Below are 22359 nucleotides of genomic sequence, written 5' to 3'. Positions count from 1 at the left end.
AGATGACGTGAGCGTTGCCCAACACAATGCCGGTGTCGTCCGGAGTGCACCGTTCGACGCCGATTCCGCGAGAGTGGCCGCGACGAAGGCGGTAGATGCTGCCAAACGGGCGAACGCGCGGAGTCACGATCCGGTGTGGACAGCGGGATCGTTGATCCCTTGGGTGGGAGATCCGTTGGATTCCATCCGGCAGATGACCGATGTCGTCGAGAAGCTGTCGGAGGAGGTGCTGGTGCCGTCGTCGGCGACTGCCGGCAGCATTCGTCCGCAGTCGCTGATACGTGGCGATGTGATCGACATCGGAGCTCTGGCTGGCAGCCGCAAGCAGTTGGATGCGTTGGCCACACGTTCCTCGGAACTCGCCAAGAAGGCGGGGCAGATCGATGGGTCATGGTCTACCACGGTCTCTGGGGCGCGCGACAGACTGGTTGCAGCGGTCCAAGATGCTTCGAGCACATTCCGATCGGCTGACTTGGCAGCTCGCTTGTTGCCGCCGATGCTCGGGGCGACCGGACCGCGAAACTATTTCCTTGCCTTGCAGACTCCTTCTGAGGCGCGAGCGACCGGCGGACTACTAGGCGGATTCGCCACGGTTGAAGCAAACGAAGGCCGGGTGACCACACCACTGCTCGGAAGGAACATCGATCTGCGAAACCCTCCGTCACCACAAGTGGAGCTGGGGAGCGACTTCGACGATCTCTACGGCTGGACCAAGCCTTACACTGATTTTCGCAACAACAACATCAGTCCGAGTTTTCCCGACGCGGCCAAGATCTGGATAGCCAATTGGCGCGCACAGACGGGGCAGAATCTCGACGGTGCGATTGCGCTTGATCCGATCGCTCTCAGCTACGTACTGGAGGTCACTGGCCCGACACGTTTGCCCGGAGGCGAGGTCATCGACGCAAAGAACGTTGTTCCGATCACGTTGTCGACGTCCTATCAGAGGTTTGCCGGTGACAACGGGCTACGGAAGACGTATCTGCAAGTCATCGCCAGATCGGCGATCGACAAGATCAGGACCTCGGATGCCGACCCGGCCCAGCTCCTGAAGGCGCTCGGCCGAGGCCTGCACGAGCGGCGGATAATGGTGTACAGCAACGATGTCGACGAGCAGAAGCTACTGGAGAGCACAGGGCTCGGCCATCAGGTGCCGGACACCGCCGCGCCGTATGCAGATGTCGCAGTTCAGAACGTCGCCGGCAACAAGATCGACTACTACCTGCGCAGAGAGATCTCGTACTCTGCCGGCGAGTGCCGTGGAGCGTCGCGTCAGAGCATCGTGAAGATCCGACTCGTGAACACGCTGGACGACCTCACCCTCCCTCCGTATGTGATCGGGTCCCTGGGTGCGAGGCAAGCGAATCTGCCTCCTGGGACGAGCCTGACGAGTGTGCAACTGACGGCGACTCGGAACGCGACTCTCAAGCAGATGACCGTGGATGGTCGTGCACCGCTGTACTACGAGGGAAATCTTCATGGACATCCTGCAGTGGTGACGCAAGTCCGCATACCGCCTGGCGGGGCGGTGACGGTCGAGTTCGTGCTCGATGAGCCGACCTCGGCGAAAGGCGCGGCGTTGGTACCCGTTCAGCCCCTGGTGGACCAACCGACTCCTCTGGTCGACGTTCCGGAGTGTGGCGAATGAGAGCGGATACGTCGACGCTCGGATCAGGTCTCGGGACCACGACGAATTCGGTCGTCGTCCGCGAACTGACCAAGGAGTACGGCGATCACGTTGCCCTTCGCGGCATCGATTTCGATGTGCCTGCCGGTTCCGTCCTCGCGCTGCTGGGACCGAACGGCGCTGGAAAGACCTCTACTGTCCGCATTGTCAGCACACTGCTCCGGCCTACCGGTGGGTCGGTTTCGATCTCGGGCATCGATGCGGTTCGCCGGCCGCACGATGCGCGGTGTCGAATCGGTTTGTCGGGACAGTCGGCAGCAGTCGATGAGCTCCAATCGGGAAGCGAGAACTTGATCATGATCGCGCGGCTCGTGGGATTCGGCCGCACGGAGGCGAAGTCGCGAGCCGCGGAACTCCTCGAGCGGTTCGACCTCGGTGCTGATCGCCATCGGCGAGTATCGACCTATTCGGGAGGAATGCGTCGACGATTGGATCTCGCCTGTGCATTGGTCTCCAGGCCCGAGGTCCTTCTACTCGACGAGCCGACCGCAGGTCTGGATCCGGCTGGTCGCAGCGAACTGTGGTCAGCGGTGACCGAAGTGGTCGACGGCGGCGCAGCAGTCATGCTGACGACTCAGTACTTGGAGGAGGCCGATCAGATCGCAGACGCGGTCGTTGTTCTGGACCACGGTGAGATCGTCGCGCGCGGTAGCCCCGCCGAGTTGAAGCGGACGATCGGGACGGACACAGTTCAGGTCATTCTGGAGACGGTTGATGACATCGACCTCGCCGCAGACACGGTGCGGGAGCTCGGGTATGACGCGGTGTCAGTGCATACCGACACCGTGACGGTCGCTGCCGAGTCAGGGGGGCGGGTGGTGGCACGGATACTGTCAGAACTCGCGGGTCGACACATCACCGTCGTCTCGGCGTCAGTGAAAGCGCCGACTCTGGAGGACGTCTACGTGCGTCTCACCGATCGGCGGCAGACGTGACTGATGCTCTGCCGGCTCGGCGACTCGGTCCGACAGAGTTCGTCGTCGACTGTGATGTCCTGGTACGACGCAACCTTCGCGCGATTCGTCGTGTGCCGCAGATGCTCGTCGCTGTGGTTGTTCAACCACTGATGTTCGTCCTCTTGTTCTCGTATGTGTTCGGGGAGGCGCTCGGAGGTGACACATACCGTCAGTTCCTCATCGGCGGAATCATGACGCAGACGGTTGCGTTCAACGCGGCATTCAGCGCGTTGGGTATTGCGACCGACATGGACCACGGGATCGTCGATCGCTTCCGCGCGTTGCCCATGTCCAGGCTCTCGTTCATTGCGTCGCGCACGATCTCAGACATCGCAATCAATGTGATCAGCTTGCTGGTCATGACACTCGCCGGCTACATGATCGGATGGCGGATCGTCGGCGATGCCGGCGGCGTAATGGCTGGCTATGCGATCGCCCTGTTCTTCGGTTTCGCGTTGTCGTGGGTCGGAGCGGTGATTGGAATCGTCTCAGCATCGATGCAAGCCGCGCAGAGCCTGGTCCTGACGGTGTTGTTCCCGCTCACTTTCATCTCGTCGGCGTTCATCCCGTCTTCACGGCTGCCGACAGCACTTCAGATTGTGGCGAACTGGAATCCGGTGACCTCGGTGGCACGGACGCTTCGGGAGGCTTTCGGAAATCCGACGTCGGTCAGCGCATTCATCGCCGAGCCGGTGACCTGGGCCGGGCAACACCCTGCGGTGTACAGCTTCCTCGCATGCGTGGTGATCTCGGCAGCGGCTGCGCCATTATCCGTCGCGGCACTGAAATCGAGTACGCGATGACCGGAACTGCTCGGGCAACTCGCGTCAACGTGCACACATTTCCACTCACCCGTGCCCAACGAGCGCTGTGGATCGCGCAAGAGCGAAATCCTCAGGCGCCCCTGAACATCGCTCAATATGTCGAGATCAGTGGCCCGATCGACACGGACGCCTTCATCGAACACGTGTCTGCGGCGGTGCGGCGTGACCGGTTCATGCAGGTTCGATACGAGCGGAGCGGCGATGAGATAGTCGGGCTCTGGGATCCGACGCTGTCCGACGCTCCGGAATGCGTCGATCTCCGTGCAGAGCGTGATCCACGAGCTGCAGCAGAAGCCTTCATGGTCGCGGACGTGACTCGTCCCATCGACCCGCTCGTCGATCGACTGATGGTGGCCCATCTCTTCGACCTCGGTCGGAATCAGTTCATCTTCTACAACCGCGCGCATCACCTCGTCGTCGACGGTGTATCCGGCAAGAACGCTCTGCAGTCGATGCTCGAAGCGTACACAGCGGGCGTGGAGGGCAGACCGACGGTCACAACGCGCTTTGTCGACTTCGCGGCGGCGGCGGAGGACGACGCGCGATACGACGACTCGCTCCGGCGTCGCCGTGATCGAGCATACTGGCTTGACGAACTCTCTGGAGCTGCCGCGCCGCCGACGCTTTCGTTACGCCAGGGTGGTCTGAGCCCGAACAACATTCGGCGAACCGACAGTCTTCCGCGCCGTACGATGGATCTGCTGCGACGCGCATGTGATGGATCGGGACACTCGGAAGCCGTCGTCATCGCCACCGCGTTGGTCGTCTACATGTATCGCTTCACCGGTCGGAGAGATCTCATAGTGGGGCTGCCGGTCGCTGCCAGGACCACCGCTACCCTGCGCAACACGCCCCTGCCCGTTTCCAACGTGGTCCCGTTACGGGTGGCCCTGGCCGCAGATGGCGGAACGGTTCGCGAGGTGGTGCGTCGCGTCCAAAAGGCCCTCAGCGGTGCGCTTCGGCACCAACGTCATCGACTTGAGGACATCCTCGACGAACCATCTCTCCGATCCCTGGCGGACTCTACCGGGCAACGAGGCCTGAATGCTCCGCAGCTCAACCTGATGCTCTTCGACCGTGTGATGCGTTGCGGCGCAGCGGCGGGTACGTTCCGTCTGCTGACGACGAGCCCGGTCGACGATATGTCGGTGAACGTCTACCCGTCGGCGCCGGTCGATGCGTGTCGGACCGACGTCACACCACTGGTGGTGGAAATCGAAGCAAATCCCTCGCGTTACGACGCTGCGGAGGTAGGCCTACATCACCGCGGGTTGGTCGCGGCCCTTCACCAGGTTGCCGAATCGCTGCTAGGCGAACGTGATCGCACTGTGGTCGAGCTGCTGCCGGGGCCCGATTTCGCATCGCCTCCCATGAGTGAACAAGTTCCGCAGCCGAACACATTGCCCGCGGTCTTGGATGGTGCAGTCGACGCATACATGGACCACCCGGCGCTTGCCGATGGAATCCGGGATCTCACTTTCGGTGAGCTCGACGGTATCGCACGCGGCGTTGCGGAACAGCTCATCGATCGTGGTGTCGGCGTCGGGAGCGCCGTTGCGATACTCGCCCGCCAGTCACCCGAATCGGTTATCGCTTGGTGGTCGGTAGCACGCACTGGCGCTGCAATCCTGTTGATCGACCCTGGCCAGCCCTCAGCGCGAATCGAACGCATATTGGCCAACGCCGGCCCCGTCGTCATGCTCGTGGCGACTTCCCGGCCGCAGGACCGAACAGACTACGACGGCGTCGTACAACTGTCGCTCGCTGATCTGTTGCAGACGAGGGCTTCTGGCGCCATCGTCGTGGCGGAGCCGACCCTGGACGACATCGCCTACATCGTGTACACCTCTGGCACCACCGGAGACCCCAAAGGGGTGACGATCACGCATGGCGGGCTCGCCATGTTGATCAAGTCTCAGCGAAAGGCGTTCGGCAGCACCTCGAAGAACTCTCGATCCGAACGATCGCGCATCGCCGCAGTTTCGTCCCCGATGTTCGACGCGGCGCACTTCGAAATTCTTCTGTCAGTCGCGATCGGTGCATGTCTCGTTCCGCTGTCGTTCGACGACGGCGATTCGCTGGGCAGGGCCATCCGCACGCATCGGATCACGCATCTGGCAACAACACCGGCTGTTCTGACGGATCTATCTCCGGCTGGACTGCCGTCGACGGTGATGTCTGTCGGAGAGTCGCTGCCTGTGTCACTGGCACGCTCGATTCTCGACCAGGGACGCCGCCGCCTGCTCAACCTCTACGGCCCGGCTGAGTTCTCGGTATGGGCAACGGCTGCCGAGGTCACGGTCGCGACCGTCGCGAATAGCGCCGAGAACTCGCATGCGACCGTACCGATCGGTGACGTAGTACCGGACGCGTCGTTCCGGGTTTTGGATGGGCGGTTGCGGCCGGTCGTCCATGGAGCAGCAGGGGAGTTGTATCTGGTTGGAAGACAGTGTGCTCGAGGTTATCTCGATGAGCGCCAGCTGACATCCATGCGCTTCGTCGCCGATCCCTGGGGATCAGGACAACGGATGTACCGAACGGGTGATCGCGTCCGGGTGGATCCGGGTAGCGGGGAACTGGTGTATCTCGGTCGGACGGACCACCAGGTGAGTGTTCGCGGGGTTCGGATCGAGCCTGCTGAGGTGGAGATGGCGGCGTCCGCCGTGTCCGGGGTGCGCGCGGCGCTCGTGGTCTGGTCGGCGGACTCTGACGGTGATGTGGCGTTGGACTTGGCCGTAACGACCGAAGAGGTTCGTGACGACACCGCACTGCGCGTACTCATCCGTGATCAGCTGGCCATGCAGCTGCCGACTGCCATGTGGCCACGTCACGTCGTGATCGTCGACCAGATGCCACGGAGTGACTCGGGAAAGGTCGACCGAGACGAACTCCGTCGGCTCATCGAAGAAGGTTCGGCACAGCGAGATTTCGTGCCGGCGAGCGACCCCGCTGAATCAATGGTCGCTCGAGTGGTGTCGGACGTACTGGGCGTTCCGACACCGTCGATGGGCGATCACCTGCTCGAACTCGGAGCAACGTCCATGTCGGCGGTTCGACTGAGGAACGCCTTGGCGCGAGAGTCGCACCGCGTTGTGGAGGTGGGAGAGGTGCTAGCCGCGCGCGACCTGCGTGATCTGTCGCTACGCGTGCAACGAGCTCCGTCGAGCAACGATCTGGACGACGTCGGGACGCTGTCGACTCGGATCACGTCGGCGCAGCGTTCGATGATTCTGCAAGCCGGCCTCTTCTCCGGCGTCGACGCCGACACTATTGCTGTCACGATCCACATGGTCGGCCGGAGGCAGGAAGATGTGCGCGGTGCGCTGATCGACGTCCTCACTCGCCACGAGATCCTCCGCACAGTGATCGATGCTGTGGACGGCGACTTCCGTCAGCAGGTGCTGACAGTCGATGAAGCGGCGGCGAGAATTCTGGTTGATCGCACGGTCGACCGATACGAAGTCGCGGATCCTCTCGGGGACATCCCGATACGTATTCTGATCACTGGTCGGGACACCGATGTAGACAGTTCCGTAGTGGATGTCGTCGCGCATCACATCGTTCTCGACGACGAATCGGTCGCGGTGTTGTTGCGCGACTTGGAAGCGGCGTATGGCGCACGTGTGAGCCAGGCGCCTGCTCGCCAGCGGGCCGCGGCGGTCGGCTACGGTGTTGCGGCGGCCGCGATCCAACTGCGAGATCGATCTCGCGACCATCTATGGTCTCGAATCGACCGGGATCTCGAGTTCTGGATTCGCGAACTCGGCGACACGCCGTCCAGAACCTCGATTCCGTCGAACGATCCGGGCAGACTTCGAGCGTCCAGCGGATCCAACGCAGGTTCGATGCGAGCAGCTCTCGGTCAGCCCGACCTCTCTGAGCTGTTGGCGGCCGCTCGAAGTCACCGTGTTACAGCGTATTCCTGGATTCACGCGGCGGTAGCAGTCGTCGTCAATCGGTTCACCAACAGCGACGACGTGGTGATCACCATCCCCTCTGCAGGACGCGATCCCGAGGCTGATCTGGTTGTGGGCCTGTGGACCAACCCGATTGCAATACGCAGCAAACTGCGCCCGGGTGCGACCTTCGCCGAACTGGTGAAGGAGACGTCGGACGCTGTTCGGGCCGGGCTTGATCATAGCGCTGCGCCCTTCAGCGCTGTGGTGGATGCCGTTTCCCCGGCCCGTGACCCTTTCGAGTGGCCCCTGTCGGATGTGGTCCTGACGCATCGCGACGAATCCGTCAACTCGGGCATCCTCGGACCAGGCGTCGCGATAACCGTACATCCTGCGAAATCTGCCAACATCCCGTTGAAGATCGCCACCGCGGTGACAGACGGGGATCTATCCATCGAGATCACCTATCGCACGGATCGATTCGCAGCACACATGGTCAGAGCACTCGTCGATTACCTGTGTGAGGTCCTTCGCGCAACGGTGCGAACGCCGCACCAGACGCTCAGGTCGTTGGGTTCGGCAGCAAGGGAGAATGGTGATGTCACCGGGGTCGACGACGACGTGGTGACAGCCATCCGTCGCGTCTCTGAGACCGCCCCCGAGCGCGTTGCGGTGCTGGACGGCGACTCTTCGATGACCTACGGCGAGTTGTGTCGTGCTGCTGGATGGGTTGTCGCCGAGCTGTACTCACGAGAAATCGATGTCTCCAAACCGGTGGTTGTGCTAGCTCCGCGCGGAGCCGAGATGGTAGTCGCGATGGTGGGCGTCATGATGTCCGGGGCACCCTATCTGCCCGTCGACCCAGGCGATCCACCTGACAGGATTGCGCACCTCGCCCACGATGCCGGTGCCAGTGCGGCCGTGGTCGTGGCGTCCGGGCCCACCGGAAGACTGGCAGCGCTGGACATTCCCATCGTCGAGTTGCCGAGGCGAGTTCATCCGACCGACGACGCCTCATGGTCGCGAATCCTGCCACGATCGGCCGCGTACCTCATCTACACCTCGGGGACGAGCGGAAAGCCGAAGGGCGTCATCGTCAGTCATCGATCGGTGATGACCATGCTCGACAGCTACCGTCGACGCTACGATCTGACTGCCGACGATGTTATGAGTTGCGTGCACTCGGTGGCCTTTGACGCCTCTGTTCTCGAGATCTTCTCTGCGCTGACCACTGGGGCACGCTTGGTGATCGTCGATGATGAAGTCCGTCGTGATCCAGCCCTCCTGTGGCCGACTCTCGTCGACACCGGTGTGACCGTCACCGTTCACACGCAATCGGCCTTCTATGCGCTCGCCGATGTGGCTGTGCGCAGCGGTGAACCAGGATCGATCAGACAGGTGGTTCTCGGGGGCGAGGCCCTGCGGCCTCCTCGAATCGAGCAATTCATCGACGAGTTTCGCGGCCGGATCCGTGTGGACAATCTCTGGGGTGCAACCGAAGGAACGGTATGTGCAACCGCGACGTCCGTGGACCCTCGAGATGATCGGAGCCTCATAGGCTCTCCCATGGATCACGCAGGGATAGCCCTGCTCGACCGTTGGCTCAGGCCGGTGCCCGTCGGCGTGTGGGCGGACATGTATCAGCTGGGACCTCAGCTTGCCCGCGGCTACCACGGCCGGTGCGATCTGACCGCCGGTTTCTTCGTTGCTGCGGTGGGTGGCACACCTGGCGCCAGGATGTATCGCACGGGTGACATCGCTCGCAGGTGTCCAGACGGAAACATCGAGTACCGCGGACGCAGCGATGACCAGGTGCAGCTGCGGGGCTTTCGGGTCGAGCCCCGTGAGGTCGCCGCAGTTCTGGCCACGCACCCCGCAGTGACCGACGCCGTGTGCGTGACCGGGGATCCCGACCGCGCTGGGGAGAGTGCGCTCACCGGGTGGATCGTCCCGATGCCCACTCATCTGGAATCGGCTGGCTCCCTGGACTTGATCGATGACGTGCGAGCGTTCGCGGCAAAGTTCCTACCTCCCCATGCGGTGCCGCACCGTATTCACGTCGTCGGTGCCTGGCCGAGGACGACCTCCGGCAAGATCGACCTGGCGGCGTTGCGAAGTGTCGGACTGTCCCGGTTGGCCCCCGTCGGTGATCCCGGTCCGGACTTCGAGATCGTGGCCTCCGCGGTAGCATCCGTCGTCGACGTATCGGTCGAGGATCTCCGGCCCTCGGATCGACTCCTCGATCTCGGCGTGAATTCGGTCAGTCTCATGCACATCTCGTTGGCGCTCGCGGATCGCATAGAGAAGCCTGTGCGAGTCCGGGACCTCGCCGAGGCGGTAGATCTCGCGGCAGTAGTTGATCTCATCAGCTCGGCTCACGGAAGCGTGAATCTCGCTGGCCGACTGGATGGTGTGACCCTTCCGGAGGAGTGGATCAGACCGCAGCAACACGAGATCTGGCTACTGAACCGGGTCGCCCCTAACAACGCCGTCTATCACCTACCCACCCTGATGCACGTGCGAAGGGGCTTCACTGCCAGCGATGTTCATCGCGCGTTGAATCGTCTCGTGTATCGACACGCTCCATTGCGCACTGTCTTCGAGGATCGAGACGGCTACCCGACGGCCCGCGAATTGTCAGGGGCGGAACTTCATTCGCGGTTGCAGATCGTCGATTCGCATTCCGCTACGTCGATCGATGCCGCCGACGAATTCGTCGAGGACTATTCGCGACGCCCGTTCGACCTGAGTCGTGAGTTGCCGTGGCGCGCAGCTGTCATGTCCTCTGGAGATGACGTGTCGCTCTTGGTGGTGGCCCACCATGTCGCGGTTGATGCGTGGTCGGCGCAGATCTTGTTGCAAGATTTTGAATTCGTCCTTCGGTCCCAGATCGACGGCGCCGCGGAGACGTCGACCGAATCCGAACTCCCGGAGACAATGTCGGTGAACGTTGGCGGCGCCGCAGCACCGACCGAAGATGAGCATCGTGTTGCCAGACAGTACTGGCGTCGTCGACTGAAAGGTGCTCCGCCATACATCGACCTGCCCTCGCCGGCAGTCAGGTCGACTGATGAGGGTGATGCCCAGCCGGGGACTTATCTGGACCGGACGCTGCCTGCAGAAGTCCGGGACGCGCTGGCGAACCTCACCAGATCATTGGATGCGCACGTGTTCCATGCCGTCCATGTGGCCTGGGCGGTCACGGTGGCGCGGTTCTCCGATTGTGGTGACGTGGTTATCGGCGTGCCGAGCAGTGGACGAACCACCTCGGACGACCTCAAGCGAGTCGGCATGTTCGTCCGAACACTCCTCCTGAGAAGCACAGAGCTCAAGAAACGCACTCTCGGAGAGGCGATAACAGAGTCCGTCTACTCAACGGTCGACTCCGAGCGCCACTCGGTCATCGGATACTCCGGAATGATCGCGGCTGTGGAGCCAGAGCGGCTGCCCCGACGCGCGCCATACCTTGATGTGCTCCTCTCGTTCGGCGATCAGACTGTGGCATGGGAACCCGTGGACGCAAGCGTGCGCAAACAAGTGCCCATTCGTGTGGGTCACGCACGTGTACCGATCGAACTGACGGTGACCGACAACGGCGGTGACTCCGACATGTCCGTGACCTTGACTGTTGCGCACGAGCTGGTTGATGTGACCGCGGCCGGTTCGATGCTCGACGTGTTCATCGACGTCGTGGCTCGGCTCGGCACGGCGGATCCGAACGATCCGCTGGATCTCGTCGCATTCGGGTCCGAGCCGCTTCGGCCCCCGAAGCGGCGGACCACCGAACCCGTCGAGCCAATCGGAGCGATTCGTTCGCACGCCCGGTCGAGGCCGGCGGCGGACGCCGTCAGTGACGGTGTCCGGTCCTTGACCTATCAACAGATGATCGATGCTGTCGACCGGTTCGCCGTCACTCTTGCGGATGCGGGCTTCGGGCCGGGCGATCGACTTGCAGTTCTCATGCCACCTCGAGTGGAGGCGATTGTCGCGATCTTGGCCGTACTGTCTCGTGGAATCGCCTATGTCCCTGTCGATCCGAGCAATCCGCCGGCCCGGGTCGAACAGATTCTGCGATTGTCGGGGGCTTTGGGTGTGATCACTGGAACCGACGGAGTGGAGGCACGGATCGCGCCGACCGCAACAAGGTGCAGGTCAGCTCTCCTGTCACCGGGCGAAGTCGAGGCCTACGTCATCTTCACGTCGGGGTCGTCCGGACAACCCAAGGGAGTGGTGGTCACCCGCTCGAATCTGTCGGCAATGATCGGTGCCGCACTGGACTCCGTCGAGGTCGACCATACCGATGTGTGGACATGGTCTCACTCGTCGGCGTTCGACTTCTCGGTATGGGAGATCTTCGGGTGTCTTGTAACCGGAGGGCATCTGGTCGTCGTGGACCGGGAGACCGCGCGCGACCCCATGTTGTTCTCCGAGCTCATATCGCGCAGACAGGTCAGCGTGTTGAGTCAGACTCCCAGCGCTTTCAGCAGACTTACCGACCCGTTGATAGCCCGCTCGACCGATGCGAGGTTGGAGTCACTCCGGCACATAGTTTTCGGCGGAGAGGAGCTGTCGACTGCGTCGATCCGACGGTGGATGAGACGCCACCCACTGGTGGTGATGACCAACATGTATGGCATCACGGAGACGACGGTGCACCTCACCTCTACGCGCGTCGATGTGAACGACGATCGTAGTGTCATCGGCGCACCGCTGGACGGGGTCTGGCTCGCGGTGCTCGATGAGCGGCAGCGTGAATTGCCCGTGGGCGCGCGTGGCGAACTGTTCGTCGCCGGTGACCAGGTTTCCGCGGGTTATCTCGACGAGGGAACAGATGGCGGTCGGGTCGGTGCGGAACAGAGCCGATTTCGGGACGCGCCGTGGGGATACGGCCGCATGTACGCCACCGGCGACAGTGTCCGGCGGCTGGGTTCCAACACATTCGAGTACCTGGGTAGATTGGACGCCCAAGTCCAGTTGCGAGGTCACCGCCTTGAGCTCGATGAGATCGCGGCTGTGCTTGCAAGGCGACCCGAAGTCGCAGATGTCAAGGTGTTGGTGCGAACCAACGGCCATGGCGACGATTCCGTGGTTGCGTTCGTCACCTCGGCGGGATCTGACCACGAGCGCGTGCGCCTCGATGAAAAGGAACTCGAGAGCCTCTGCGTACAACACCTGCCAGTGCACGCGATCCCGAGTCGTGTGATCGTGGTCGATGAATGGCCGCTGACCGGCACAGGAAAGCTCGATCGCCACGCGCTTCTCGACATTGTCTCGGAACCAGTGACTGTGACAAGAGCGATGACATCCACCGAGCGTGTCGTCGCGACCGCTTTCGAGGCGCTGTTGGAGGCTCCGAGCGTACATAGCGGTGACTCCAATTTCTTCGCCCTCGGCGGCACGTCGTTGTCCGCTGCGAGGCTGGCCGCCGTGTTGTCGTCCGATGGCGGTGCTCGGGTATCTGTAGCCGACATCTTCCGTTCTCCCACAGTGCAGTCGCTGGCTGAACTGCTGGACGAGTCACGACGTGCTTCGGCGACAGTGGAGTACGTGCCGCTGCCCTCGATCGTCGACTACCGCACCGAACCGGATGACATGCCGTTGTCCCCGGAGCAGGAAGACCTGTGGTTACGGTGGCGTACCGATCCTGGGTCGACATCGCACGTGTTGGCGGCAAGTATCTCGATTCCAGAAGAGGTCGACACCCGGCGCGTGGTTGCGGGCGTTCGAATGCTGATCGGCAGGCACGAAATGCTGCGCACCACCTATCCCGAGGTCCGTGGCAGACCTCTCCAGCACCTGTGGTCTACCGACCTTGCACTGCAGATGGGCGAGGTCGATGTGCTGTCGACCAAGGTGGACGACGTTGATTCTGCACTGAAAGTGCTGATCAACCCTATCGACATCGCTCGCGAGATGCCCTGGCGGATACGCCTCGTTCGCGATGCTCTCGGCCAGCGGCACCTGTTGACCGTCATGCATCACATCGCTGTCGACGGCGCTTCGGTCGACGTATTGCGGCGGGAGTTCCGCGAAGCGCTCGAGCTCGACATCGTTGCGTCTCCAGGACTCTGGCAGCCGTCACGTCGGCGCGTCGACTACCGGCAGTACACCCTGTGGCGACGACACGTCGCGGCACTGCGGCACGATTCCGATGTCGACTTCTGGCAGGAAGTCTTCCGCACCCCGATCGATGCAGGTAGCGTTCCCGGCTTCCGATTGAACGTGACGGCGTCTCGGACAGTGGCGGGTGCCCGCCGGATACACCGGAGTCTCGACGAGGATGCGACGACCCGGCTCACCGAACTGGCCGCAGCGTCTCACACGACTGTTTTCGTCATCGTCCATACCGCTCTCGCGGCCGTGTTGGCGCGGTCCACCGGTCACGACGACGTGGTGGTCGGGACTGCTATGTCTGCCCGGACTGTCGATCAACTCGCCGGGGCGGTAGGACTTTTCGCGCAGGCGATTCCCTTACGCACGCATATCGATCTGGAACGCCCATTCCGAGAACTGCTCGAATGTGTCACCGCGCGCGACGCAGATGCATTCGCTCACGCAGGTCTGCCTGCCGTGGAGATAGCCACCATCGCGGACCCGGAACGAACGGCCGCTGGACGACCATTGTTCGATGTGGTGCTCGGTCAACTTGATCTACGGGGCGAAGTCCGGGACGAGGATTTTGCACGGACCCTGCCTCTGTACGGGCTCGATTTCGCTGTCTACAACGACGGCCATCGGCTGAATCTGACGCTCACCACGGACGAGCGATCGGTCGACGAGCACCGGGCTAGAGAACTCGTGGACTCGGTGATCGTGCTACTCGCGTCGGCAGTCGCTGCCCCTGATCGTCCTGCCGCGGACCTGTTGGTGGGGACCGATGTTGTCTTTTCGGCGCCTCGAGACGAGGCGAACACCGATCCGGCGCCGGCGACTTGTGGCCATCTGCTGCGACGCGCACTGAACGTGGACCCAGACGCCCTCGCGGTGATCGACATACGCAATCGCGTATCGGGTTTCGGTCGATCGATCAGTTATCGCGACCTGGCAGCCCTCGCTAGCCACGTGGCGCGCCGATTGGCGGCACGTGGTGTCGGCGCCGGTGATGTCGTCGTGCTCAACATGCACCGATCGGTCTGGTCGGTCATCGGAGAATGGGGGGTCGCGTTTGCCGGGGCCGCGTTCGTATCGATCGAACCTGGTGAGCCCGAGGCACGTCGCAGAAGCATGATTGATGCAGTGGGTGCTGCGCTGCTGCTGTACAACGGCGAGCGACCGGCCGAGTGTGCGATCGAGACGATGGAAATCGACTGGGCGAAGTCAGATCCCGATACCGAGAGATCTGGCGAGCTGTTCTACGAGCGCGATCGTGTGCGAACTGTGCGGATGGATGATGTCGCCTATCTGGTCTTCACCTCGGGTACGACGGGTGCACCCAAACCCGTGGCTGTCACCCATCGCGGTTTGGTCGGGGTGATCGGTGCCGCCGTCGACCGAGCCGGATTGTCGGTCGGCGTGCGGGTGATGCACACATATGCAAACACCTTCGACGCGCACCTCATCGGGGTCGTGCCGGCCGCGGTGGCCGGCTCGACGCTGGTGATCTGCCCACACGACACAGTCGGGGGCCACGAATTGGCCGACCTGATCACCCAGGAGTCGGTCGAAGTCCTGATGACAACACCGGGAGTGCTTGCGACACTCACCCCAGAGTCGGTAGGCACTGTCAGTCGAGTGGTCGTCGGGGGAGAGAAGCTGCCACCCCGGTCGTCATCGATGTGGTCGTCGCGGGTCCGGCTGGTCAACTTCTACGGCCCCTCCGAGACCACCATTGCCGTGACTGCAGCGAACGTGGTCGACTCGGGCACCGGCCCGGGGCGCGAGATCTCGATAGGGACGCCTGTCGGTGGTGTGGAGGTGCTGGTATTGGATCGCCGGTTGCGGCCCGTTCCCGATTACACGATTGGTGAGCTCTACGTCGCCGGACCCGCACTGGCCCGCGGGTATGCGGGCATGTCTGCGAAGACCGCAGCATCCTTCGTGCCCCATCCCGGGCGTAGCGGCCGACGGATGTACCGAACCGGAGATCTGGTGTACAGGGAGGCGAGTGGGCGTCTGGTCATACGAGGGCGGTTGGACTCCCAGATCAAGATCAACGGAATTCGATTGGAGCCTGGCGAGATCGACGCCGCGTTATCTGATGTCTCAGGTGTGCGGGCATCAGTCACCGATGTTCACACGGCCCATAGTGGAGACCAAGTACTGGCAAGTTGGGTGGTACTCGACGAGTCAGCTGCGATCACCCCCCATCAGATTCGAAGCGAGCTACGAAACATTCTGCCGCGCTCGATTGTTCCGTCGGCGGTGACCATCGTCGAGCAACTTCCGATCGGTAGACACGGCAAAGTCGATCGACGTGCACTACCGGCCCCCTCATTTGCCGGACCTCCGTCAGCCGCTCCATGCACTCCATCCGAGTCTCTAGTAGCGCAAGTGTGGTCGGAGATGCTGGACCGCCCGATCTCCGAGATCACCAACCAGTCAGACTTCTTCGGACATGGGGGGACGTCTCTGTCCGCGACGAGGGTTGCAGGACGACTGAGAGAGCTGTCGGGCGTGGACATTCCCGTATCCGCAGTCTTCGAGCATCGCACTCTCGCTGAATTGGCAGGTCTCCTTTCCGCATCACTCAGCACGATCGACGCTCCCGCGCCGGTCCATGAAACGTACTCCGGACCAGTGCCGCTGGCGTTTCCGCAGCAGCGCCTGTGGATTCACCATCGGATCGCGCCGCAGTCGAGTGCCTATCACGTGCCGGTGGTGCTACATCTGAGCGGACATGTCGACCCCACTCGCCTCCGGCGTGCCGTCGAAAGGGTAGTCGAGCGGCACGTGAGTCTGCGGATGGCGTACCCGGACACGGCTGAGGGGCCGGTGCAAGAGGCCATTGAACAATGGACTGTGGATTTCGAAGTGGTGGAGGTCGATGCCGGATCAGCGGACACCGAGGTGGCCAAGCGGGTCACTACCCCGTTCGACCTCGCCCGAGGCCCGGCCTTTCGTGCAAGTCTCGTCCGCTCCGATGCAGAGTACGTGTTGGTCATCGTCTTGCATCACGTGGCTGTCGACGGCTGGTCCATGCGAGTCCTGATGGAGGATCTCAGCGAAGCGTGCGGCGATGCATGGGACGCCGGTGAGCCGCCGCTCGACTACCTGGACTACTCACGGTGGCTTCGTGAGCGTTTGGGCAATCCTTCTGATCCGAGCAGCCGTTTCGCGTACGAGTTGGAGCACTGGTCGCGAGTTCTCGAGGACGCTCCGGCGCCGATTCCGATCGCTGATCTGAGTCCACGGACCGGTGGTGACCAGTTGGGCGGGCGCACAACACGGCGACTCGGAAACGCGCTCATGGATTCGGTTGCTCGACTCGCCGAGGCCGAGTCGAGCACTGTGTTCCACATCGTGCATGCCGCGCTGGCGGTCCTGCTGAGCAGATTGACAGGGCGGGACGACGTTGTGATCGGGGTTCCGACCCACGGTCGAACCGATTCGCGGTGGGACCGTGTGGTCGGAATGTTCGTGAACACACTCGCCTTACGAACTCGGATCGCTCCGGCGTCGAAGGTCGTCGATGCTGTGCACGTCGCTCGTGATGTCAACCTCACCGCCGCCGCCCACGCTGAAGTGCCGTACGACGCCGTGGCCGGACTGGTGGCACCGGCACGTGGCGTGGCCGGGGACCCGCTGATCTCGGTTCTACTCGTCCATCAGGATGTGCTCCCGATCGATCAGATGCGGGCGTACCTGGATCACGGCTCGCTCACAGGAGAACTGGACACGCGGTCGATCGACGGTGTGAGCGCCAAGTATGACCTGGAAGTTGTCCTGTCGCGCGATGCGGACGGGTGTGCCCATCTCGGAGTCATTCACTCCACACGAGTCTCCGGCGCCAGGGCCGAAGCTGTCGTCGGCGAGCTCGTCACCATGCTGGCAGGGGCAGAAGCTCCGCAGAGCGCATTTCCGCGGGGCGATCTCGAGGCGAATCCGGCAAACGATGCAGTGGTACCGGACAGCGTCCACGGCTTCCCCGGGCAACCGACGACAGCAGAGCCTCCCGATGCTCAGACGGGCCGATCCGGTGCTGTGACGACCGAAGTCATGAAATCGGCGATTACGATTGCGGACGCGATGGCCGCAGCCGTCGGTGGCGCCCGCGGAACCGTAGGCCTCGATGATGACTTCTTCGCAATCGGTGGTACTTCGCTTTCGGCGACTCGTATGGTGACGATTCTGAGAGCCGACGGTTTCGACGTCGCTGTCCGCGATGTATTCGATTCCGCCACACCGGCCGAACTCGCTACGCGTTTGCTCACTCGGGGGACCGTAACCGCGACAGCGACAGGTTCGGCTCCCTCGAGCTACGCAGTCGGTCTCGAACAAGTGCCCATGGTGCCACCGCAGCGGCAGATGTGGGTGTTGTCCGGTCTCTATCCTCTGGTCCCTCGTTGGGTACCACTCGCAGTGGCCGCTGCTGGTGGGTGCTCGGTGGACGACGCGCGGTCTGCGGTTTCGTCGCTGGTCTCACGCCATCACGCACTGCAGATGAGCTACCCGTCGTTCACAGAACCTCGTCAGTATCACCATGCCCACTGGAGCGCAGATCCGATGCTCGTACCGGAGAGTCGCGCGATGGAGGAACTGGCAGTTGCAATGGCCAGGCCGGCCCGACTCGACAACGAGCCGCCAGTTATGGTGTGGATCGTCACACGCGAGTCCGGCTCGGCCGGAGCGCAACCGACGGTCAGCGGGGTGGTGATGCTCGTTCACCACATCTCTGCTGACGGAGAGTCGGCGGCCATCATGCGCCGTGACCTGGCAGCGCTGTTGTCCGGCGCAGAGTTGCCTGCGCCCAACGTGGGATACGCACAGGCCGCGAGGTGGATCACTGAACTGGCCCACCGTAATCGACCGGCGGACCTCGAGTACTGGCGTCAGGCGCTGGATGACGTGCCCCCCAACTCATCGCTCGAACGTGACCCATCAGTACGGCCGAGCGCGAACGGAATCGAATGGGCTGTCATCGATGTCGATGACGAGCTGTCCGTCGCGGTGGGGCGAACAGCTCGCGTGCACCGCGCGTCGCGGTTCCACGTCTTTCACGCTGCACTTGCGATGTGCCTGTCGGCGCACCTGGGCACCGACGACGTCCTCATCGCGACCCCCGTGTCATTGCGCGTGCATCCGGACATCCGGGAGATCGTGGGCATGTTCGTGAACACGGTCGTCTTGCGCTCTCGCTTCACCACGGACATGACGATCTCCGACCTGATCACCTCGATCCGTGACCGTGATGTCGCCGCGATGGATCACTGCACCGTCCTGTTCGCTGATGTGATCGACCATCTCGGGGTGGAACGGCACAAGGATCATCACCCGCTGACGCGGGTGATGTTCAGCGTGGTCGACGACAGCGGTGCCACAGTCCCGCTGCGAGATGACCTCGACGAGATGCGATCCTCGTCAAAGGAATTCGAACTGCAGGTGACTGTGGTCCGGGAGGGCGGCACATGGCGCATTCGCCTTCTCTTCGCACGCGGCCTTCTCACGGAGGGACAGATCGGAAGATTCCGACGACGGCTCAGTCGTTGCTTGGAGATAGTGGCGGGTGATCCGGGTCGGGCCGCGGCAGCGATAGATGTGCGTCTCGATGACGAAATCGAGACCGTTGAGCAGTCTGTCTCATCAGAGGACAGACTTCTGGGCGACTTGCTGGACGCGCAGATAGTCGCGCGTCCGGACGCGCCTGCCATCGACGACGGCCGCGTCACGTTGACGTATCGCGAACTCGACCGCTGGGTATCCGTCGCGGCGCGCGGGCTCATCCATCGTGGGGTGAGACCGCACCGTTGTGTCGCGATAGCGATAGGGCGATCGATCGAGTCGGTGGTAGCGCTGTGGGCGGTTACGCGTATCGGGGGCGTTGTGATCCCCATCGACACTGCATACCCGACCGAGCGAATCGCGGAGATTGCGCGAGTGACTCGCGCAATGGTGATCACCCGGAATGACATCGAGGGACCTCCTCGTTCGGATGCGCAGTTGCAACGTTACGAAGTGGTGCGCGTGCGGACCGACTCCCTCGCCTACGTGATCACGACGTCGGGTACGACCGGAGCCCCGAACATCGTCGGCGTCACGCATCAAGGCCTGACAGGGCTCATGGATGCGACTCGATTCCCGGCTGTCGCAGCCGACCGAATCGCCATGGCGTCGAGCCCGGGCTTCGATGCGACCATCCTCGATGTTCTGTGGCCACTGATCTCGGGGGCCACGTCGGTGGTGGTGCCGCCTGAGGTGATCGGGGGCGGCGAGATGACCACATGGTTCCGTGAGCAGCAGGTGACCGCATTCTTCGCAACACCGTCTGTGCTGGCGACATTGAGTGTCGACGACTTACCCGATGTCCGCACAGTGGTCGTCGGTGGCGAGGGACTACCGCAGCATCTTGCCCAGCGATGGGCCGGGCGGGTGCGACTCGTCAACATATACGGTCCGACCGAGACGACAGTGTGCGCCACCACAGCTGAGGTGTCCCAAGATCGCCCTGTTCGGATCGGTGTTCCGCTTCCAGGTTTCGGACTCGAGATCCTGGATTCTCATCTGCGCCCGGTTCCCCCGGGCACCGTGGGGCAACTCTTTCTTTCCGGGCACTCGCTGGCACGCGGTTACCTGGGGGATGCCGCTCTCACCGCTCGGCGTTTCGTCGCCGGTCCGAACGGCCGTCGCCGGTACGCCACAGGCGACTTGGTGCGTTGGACCGCGGAGGGGCTCGAGCATCGTGGCCGCATAGACCGCCAGATCAAGATCCGCGGACAGCGAGTCGAGCCGGCAGAGGTCGACACCGTTCTCGTCCGCGCGGGCGCCGGTGCTGCAGCCACCGTTGTCGTCCCGAGTCAGTCGGGAGATGCGCTCGTGTCATACGTGACTGTGAACGGTACCGATATCGACGCTCGCGAATTCAAGGAAACATGCGCACGGTTCTTACCGAGACACATGGTCCCGGCTCAGATCGTGATCGTGCCAGGTCTACCGCGAACGAGTTCCGGAAAGCTGGCGACGAATCAGCTTCCACCGCCGCCCTGGGTGCGCTCGGACCGTAGGCCTCGAGACGAACTGGAGACGGCCGTGCTCGACTGCTTCACGCAAGTTCTGGGTGTCGACATCGGGATGGATGACGACTTCTTCTCAGCGGGGGGAAACTCGTTGACGCTATTGGAGTTACGTGCTGAGCTCGCCGAACGTGCCGGATGTCGAGTTCCTGCGTCTGCCCTGTTCGGTGCATCAACGCCATCTGAAGTCGCATCGCTTGCACGCGGTGAGCAAGGGCTGTTCGGATCGGCGGCGGCACACGTCGTCGACATATCCGAGAAGTTCGGCCGACGCTCTGGACAGCCTCGGCCCGATACCGAGAGCACCGTACTCTGGTGCGTGCATCCCGCGTCGGGACTGGCGCGGGACTACCTACCGTTGGCCGGGGTTCTCACCAATGAGAAGGTGCTTGGGCTCCAACTGCCAGATGCCGGTTCGGCCGGAATCGAATTCGAGCCCACAATCCAGTCGGTTGCCGCGGCTCACGTCGAGGCGATCCGCTCGCGTCAACCCAAGGGCCCGTACCAACTTCTCGGATGGTCGATCGGGGGCGCCATTGCCCACGAGATAGCCTCTCAGATAACGGATCTGGGGGAGCACGTATCGCTGCTGTGTCTCATGGACGCGCACACGCCTGAAGAACTGGCTGCCGTTCAAGCACCGTTGTTCGGGATGAGTCCGGTGGAACCGGGTGCGCTCACTGTCAGCGAACTGCGGGAACTCGACCGGCATCGTCTGTGGATCACACAGCTGATCGATTCGCTGGCGGCCCATCGTCCGTCGACGGTCGTTGTACGAAACACGATCTTCTTCGCTGCCGACAACACCATCGCCTCGGGTTGGGGGCGTTACGTCTCTGGTCCCATACGCGTTCTACAGGTGGCGGCTCCACATTCCGATTTCGGGCGGCCTGATGTGATGCGCGATATGGGGCGTATGTTGGCGGGCGCAATCGCTTCGGGAGTCGAGCGATGAACGACGAGGTGACGGCGCCGTTGTCTCTGCTGTTCGTGTGCACAGGGAATCTGTGTAGATCGCCGATGGCGGAGGTGGTCGCCACCGACCTGGCTGTCTCTCGAACCCTGCCGGTGGTGTTCGACAGCGCAGGAACTGCAGCGCGCAACGGCAGCCCCATGCATCCACTGACTCTCGCCGTGTTGGAAGCACATGGGCATTGCGGTGGCCGCTTCACCGCATCCTATCTCGCGCCATCGATGATTTCTTCCGCTGATGTGGTTCTCGCATTCACCAGATCCCAGCGATCGAGATGTCAACAAATTGCGCCGATTCAGTGGAAGAAGATATTTACTCTGAAAGAGTTCGTGCAGCTGTCGAGGTGGGGGTCGCTGAATTCTGCGATCGCCGCTCGCACGCAGGTTGATGCCACGGATCCTGAACTTGATATTGCAGATCCGATCGGTGGACCTCGGACTAGTTTTGAGTCGACGTTCTCCGAGATCCGTCCCCTTCTCGAAGTGGTCGTTTCTTGGGTCGAATCACACGGCGCCGAATCCAAAGCTGCTCGCGTGCAGAGAAATTAGCGCCGCTGGCCGCATGTGGGGGAAGGGTGAACCTTCGACATCGGACGTGGGCGGCGAAGAATCGGGTAACGGACTGGAGTGTGGTTTCGAAAAGTTCGTGTGAGATCCAGTGGAGATTTCTAGACGTGGTGCGCCTGGGTTGACATCACGCTCTTTCGGGTCCACTATTCACTTGATTGCTGAATATTATGACCCGCTGTCCAGTCGGACATTTTGTATCGGTCATCACGGACGGGCAATACGCGTTCTCTTTCTGAAAGTAGGTCGGTATGGGTAGGTGGCGGGTATGTCGCACCATCGGGTCTTTTG

The 22359-nt window shown here is 62.5% G+C and carries 5 protein-coding genes; all 5 read left to right on the top strand.

The features are described from left to right. The first annotated feature begins 7 nt into the window (after window positions 1-7). Genes GS4_RS11435 through GS4_RS25165 form a run of 5 tightly spaced genes read left to right on the top strand, consistent with a single transcriptional unit; the run spans window position 8 to window position 22050 of the window. Window positions 8-1648, top strand: coding sequence for a DUF4012 domain-containing protein (locus GS4_RS11435; protein WP_369403307.1), 1641 nt, complete (start codon window positions 8-10; stop codon window positions 1646-1648). Beyond that, a complete protein-coding gene (locus GS4_RS11430; protein ID WP_007620652.1) occupies window positions 1645-2622 on the top strand; it encodes an ATP-binding cassette domain-containing protein in 978 nt (325 codons plus the stop codon). Before GS4_RS11435 ends, GS4_RS11430 begins: the two co-directional genes overlap by 4 nt. Next, window positions 2619-3446 carry an ABC transporter permease gene (locus tag GS4_RS11425; RefSeq protein ID WP_007620651.1) on the top strand — a complete coding sequence of 276 codons (828 nt, stop codon included), beginning with the start codon at window positions 2619-2621 and terminating at the stop codon, window positions 3444-3446. The genes GS4_RS11430 and GS4_RS11425 overlap by 4 nt, the downstream gene beginning before the upstream one ends. Then, a complete protein-coding gene (locus GS4_RS11420) occupies window positions 3380-21484 on the top strand; it encodes a non-ribosomal peptide synthetase (protein ID WP_083862708.1) in 18105 nt (6034 codons plus the stop codon). The genes GS4_RS11425 and GS4_RS11420 overlap by 67 nt, the downstream gene beginning before the upstream one ends. Continuing rightward, window positions 21481-22050 carry an arsenate reductase/protein-tyrosine-phosphatase family protein gene (locus GS4_RS25165; protein ID WP_083862707.1) on the top strand — a complete coding sequence of 190 codons (570 nt, stop codon included), beginning with the start codon at window positions 21481-21483 and terminating at the stop codon, window positions 22048-22050. Before GS4_RS11420 ends, GS4_RS25165 begins: the two co-directional genes overlap by 4 nt. Window positions 22051-22359 lie beyond the last annotated feature (309 nt).

The sequence above is a fragment of the Gordonia soli NBRC 108243 genome, assembly GCF_000334455.1.
GTDB lineage: Bacteria > Actinomycetota > Actinomycetes > Mycobacteriales > Mycobacteriaceae > Gordonia > Gordonia soli.
The sequence above is the reverse complement of the archived record's forward strand: the minus strand, read 5'-3'. Positions and strand labels throughout refer to the sequence as shown.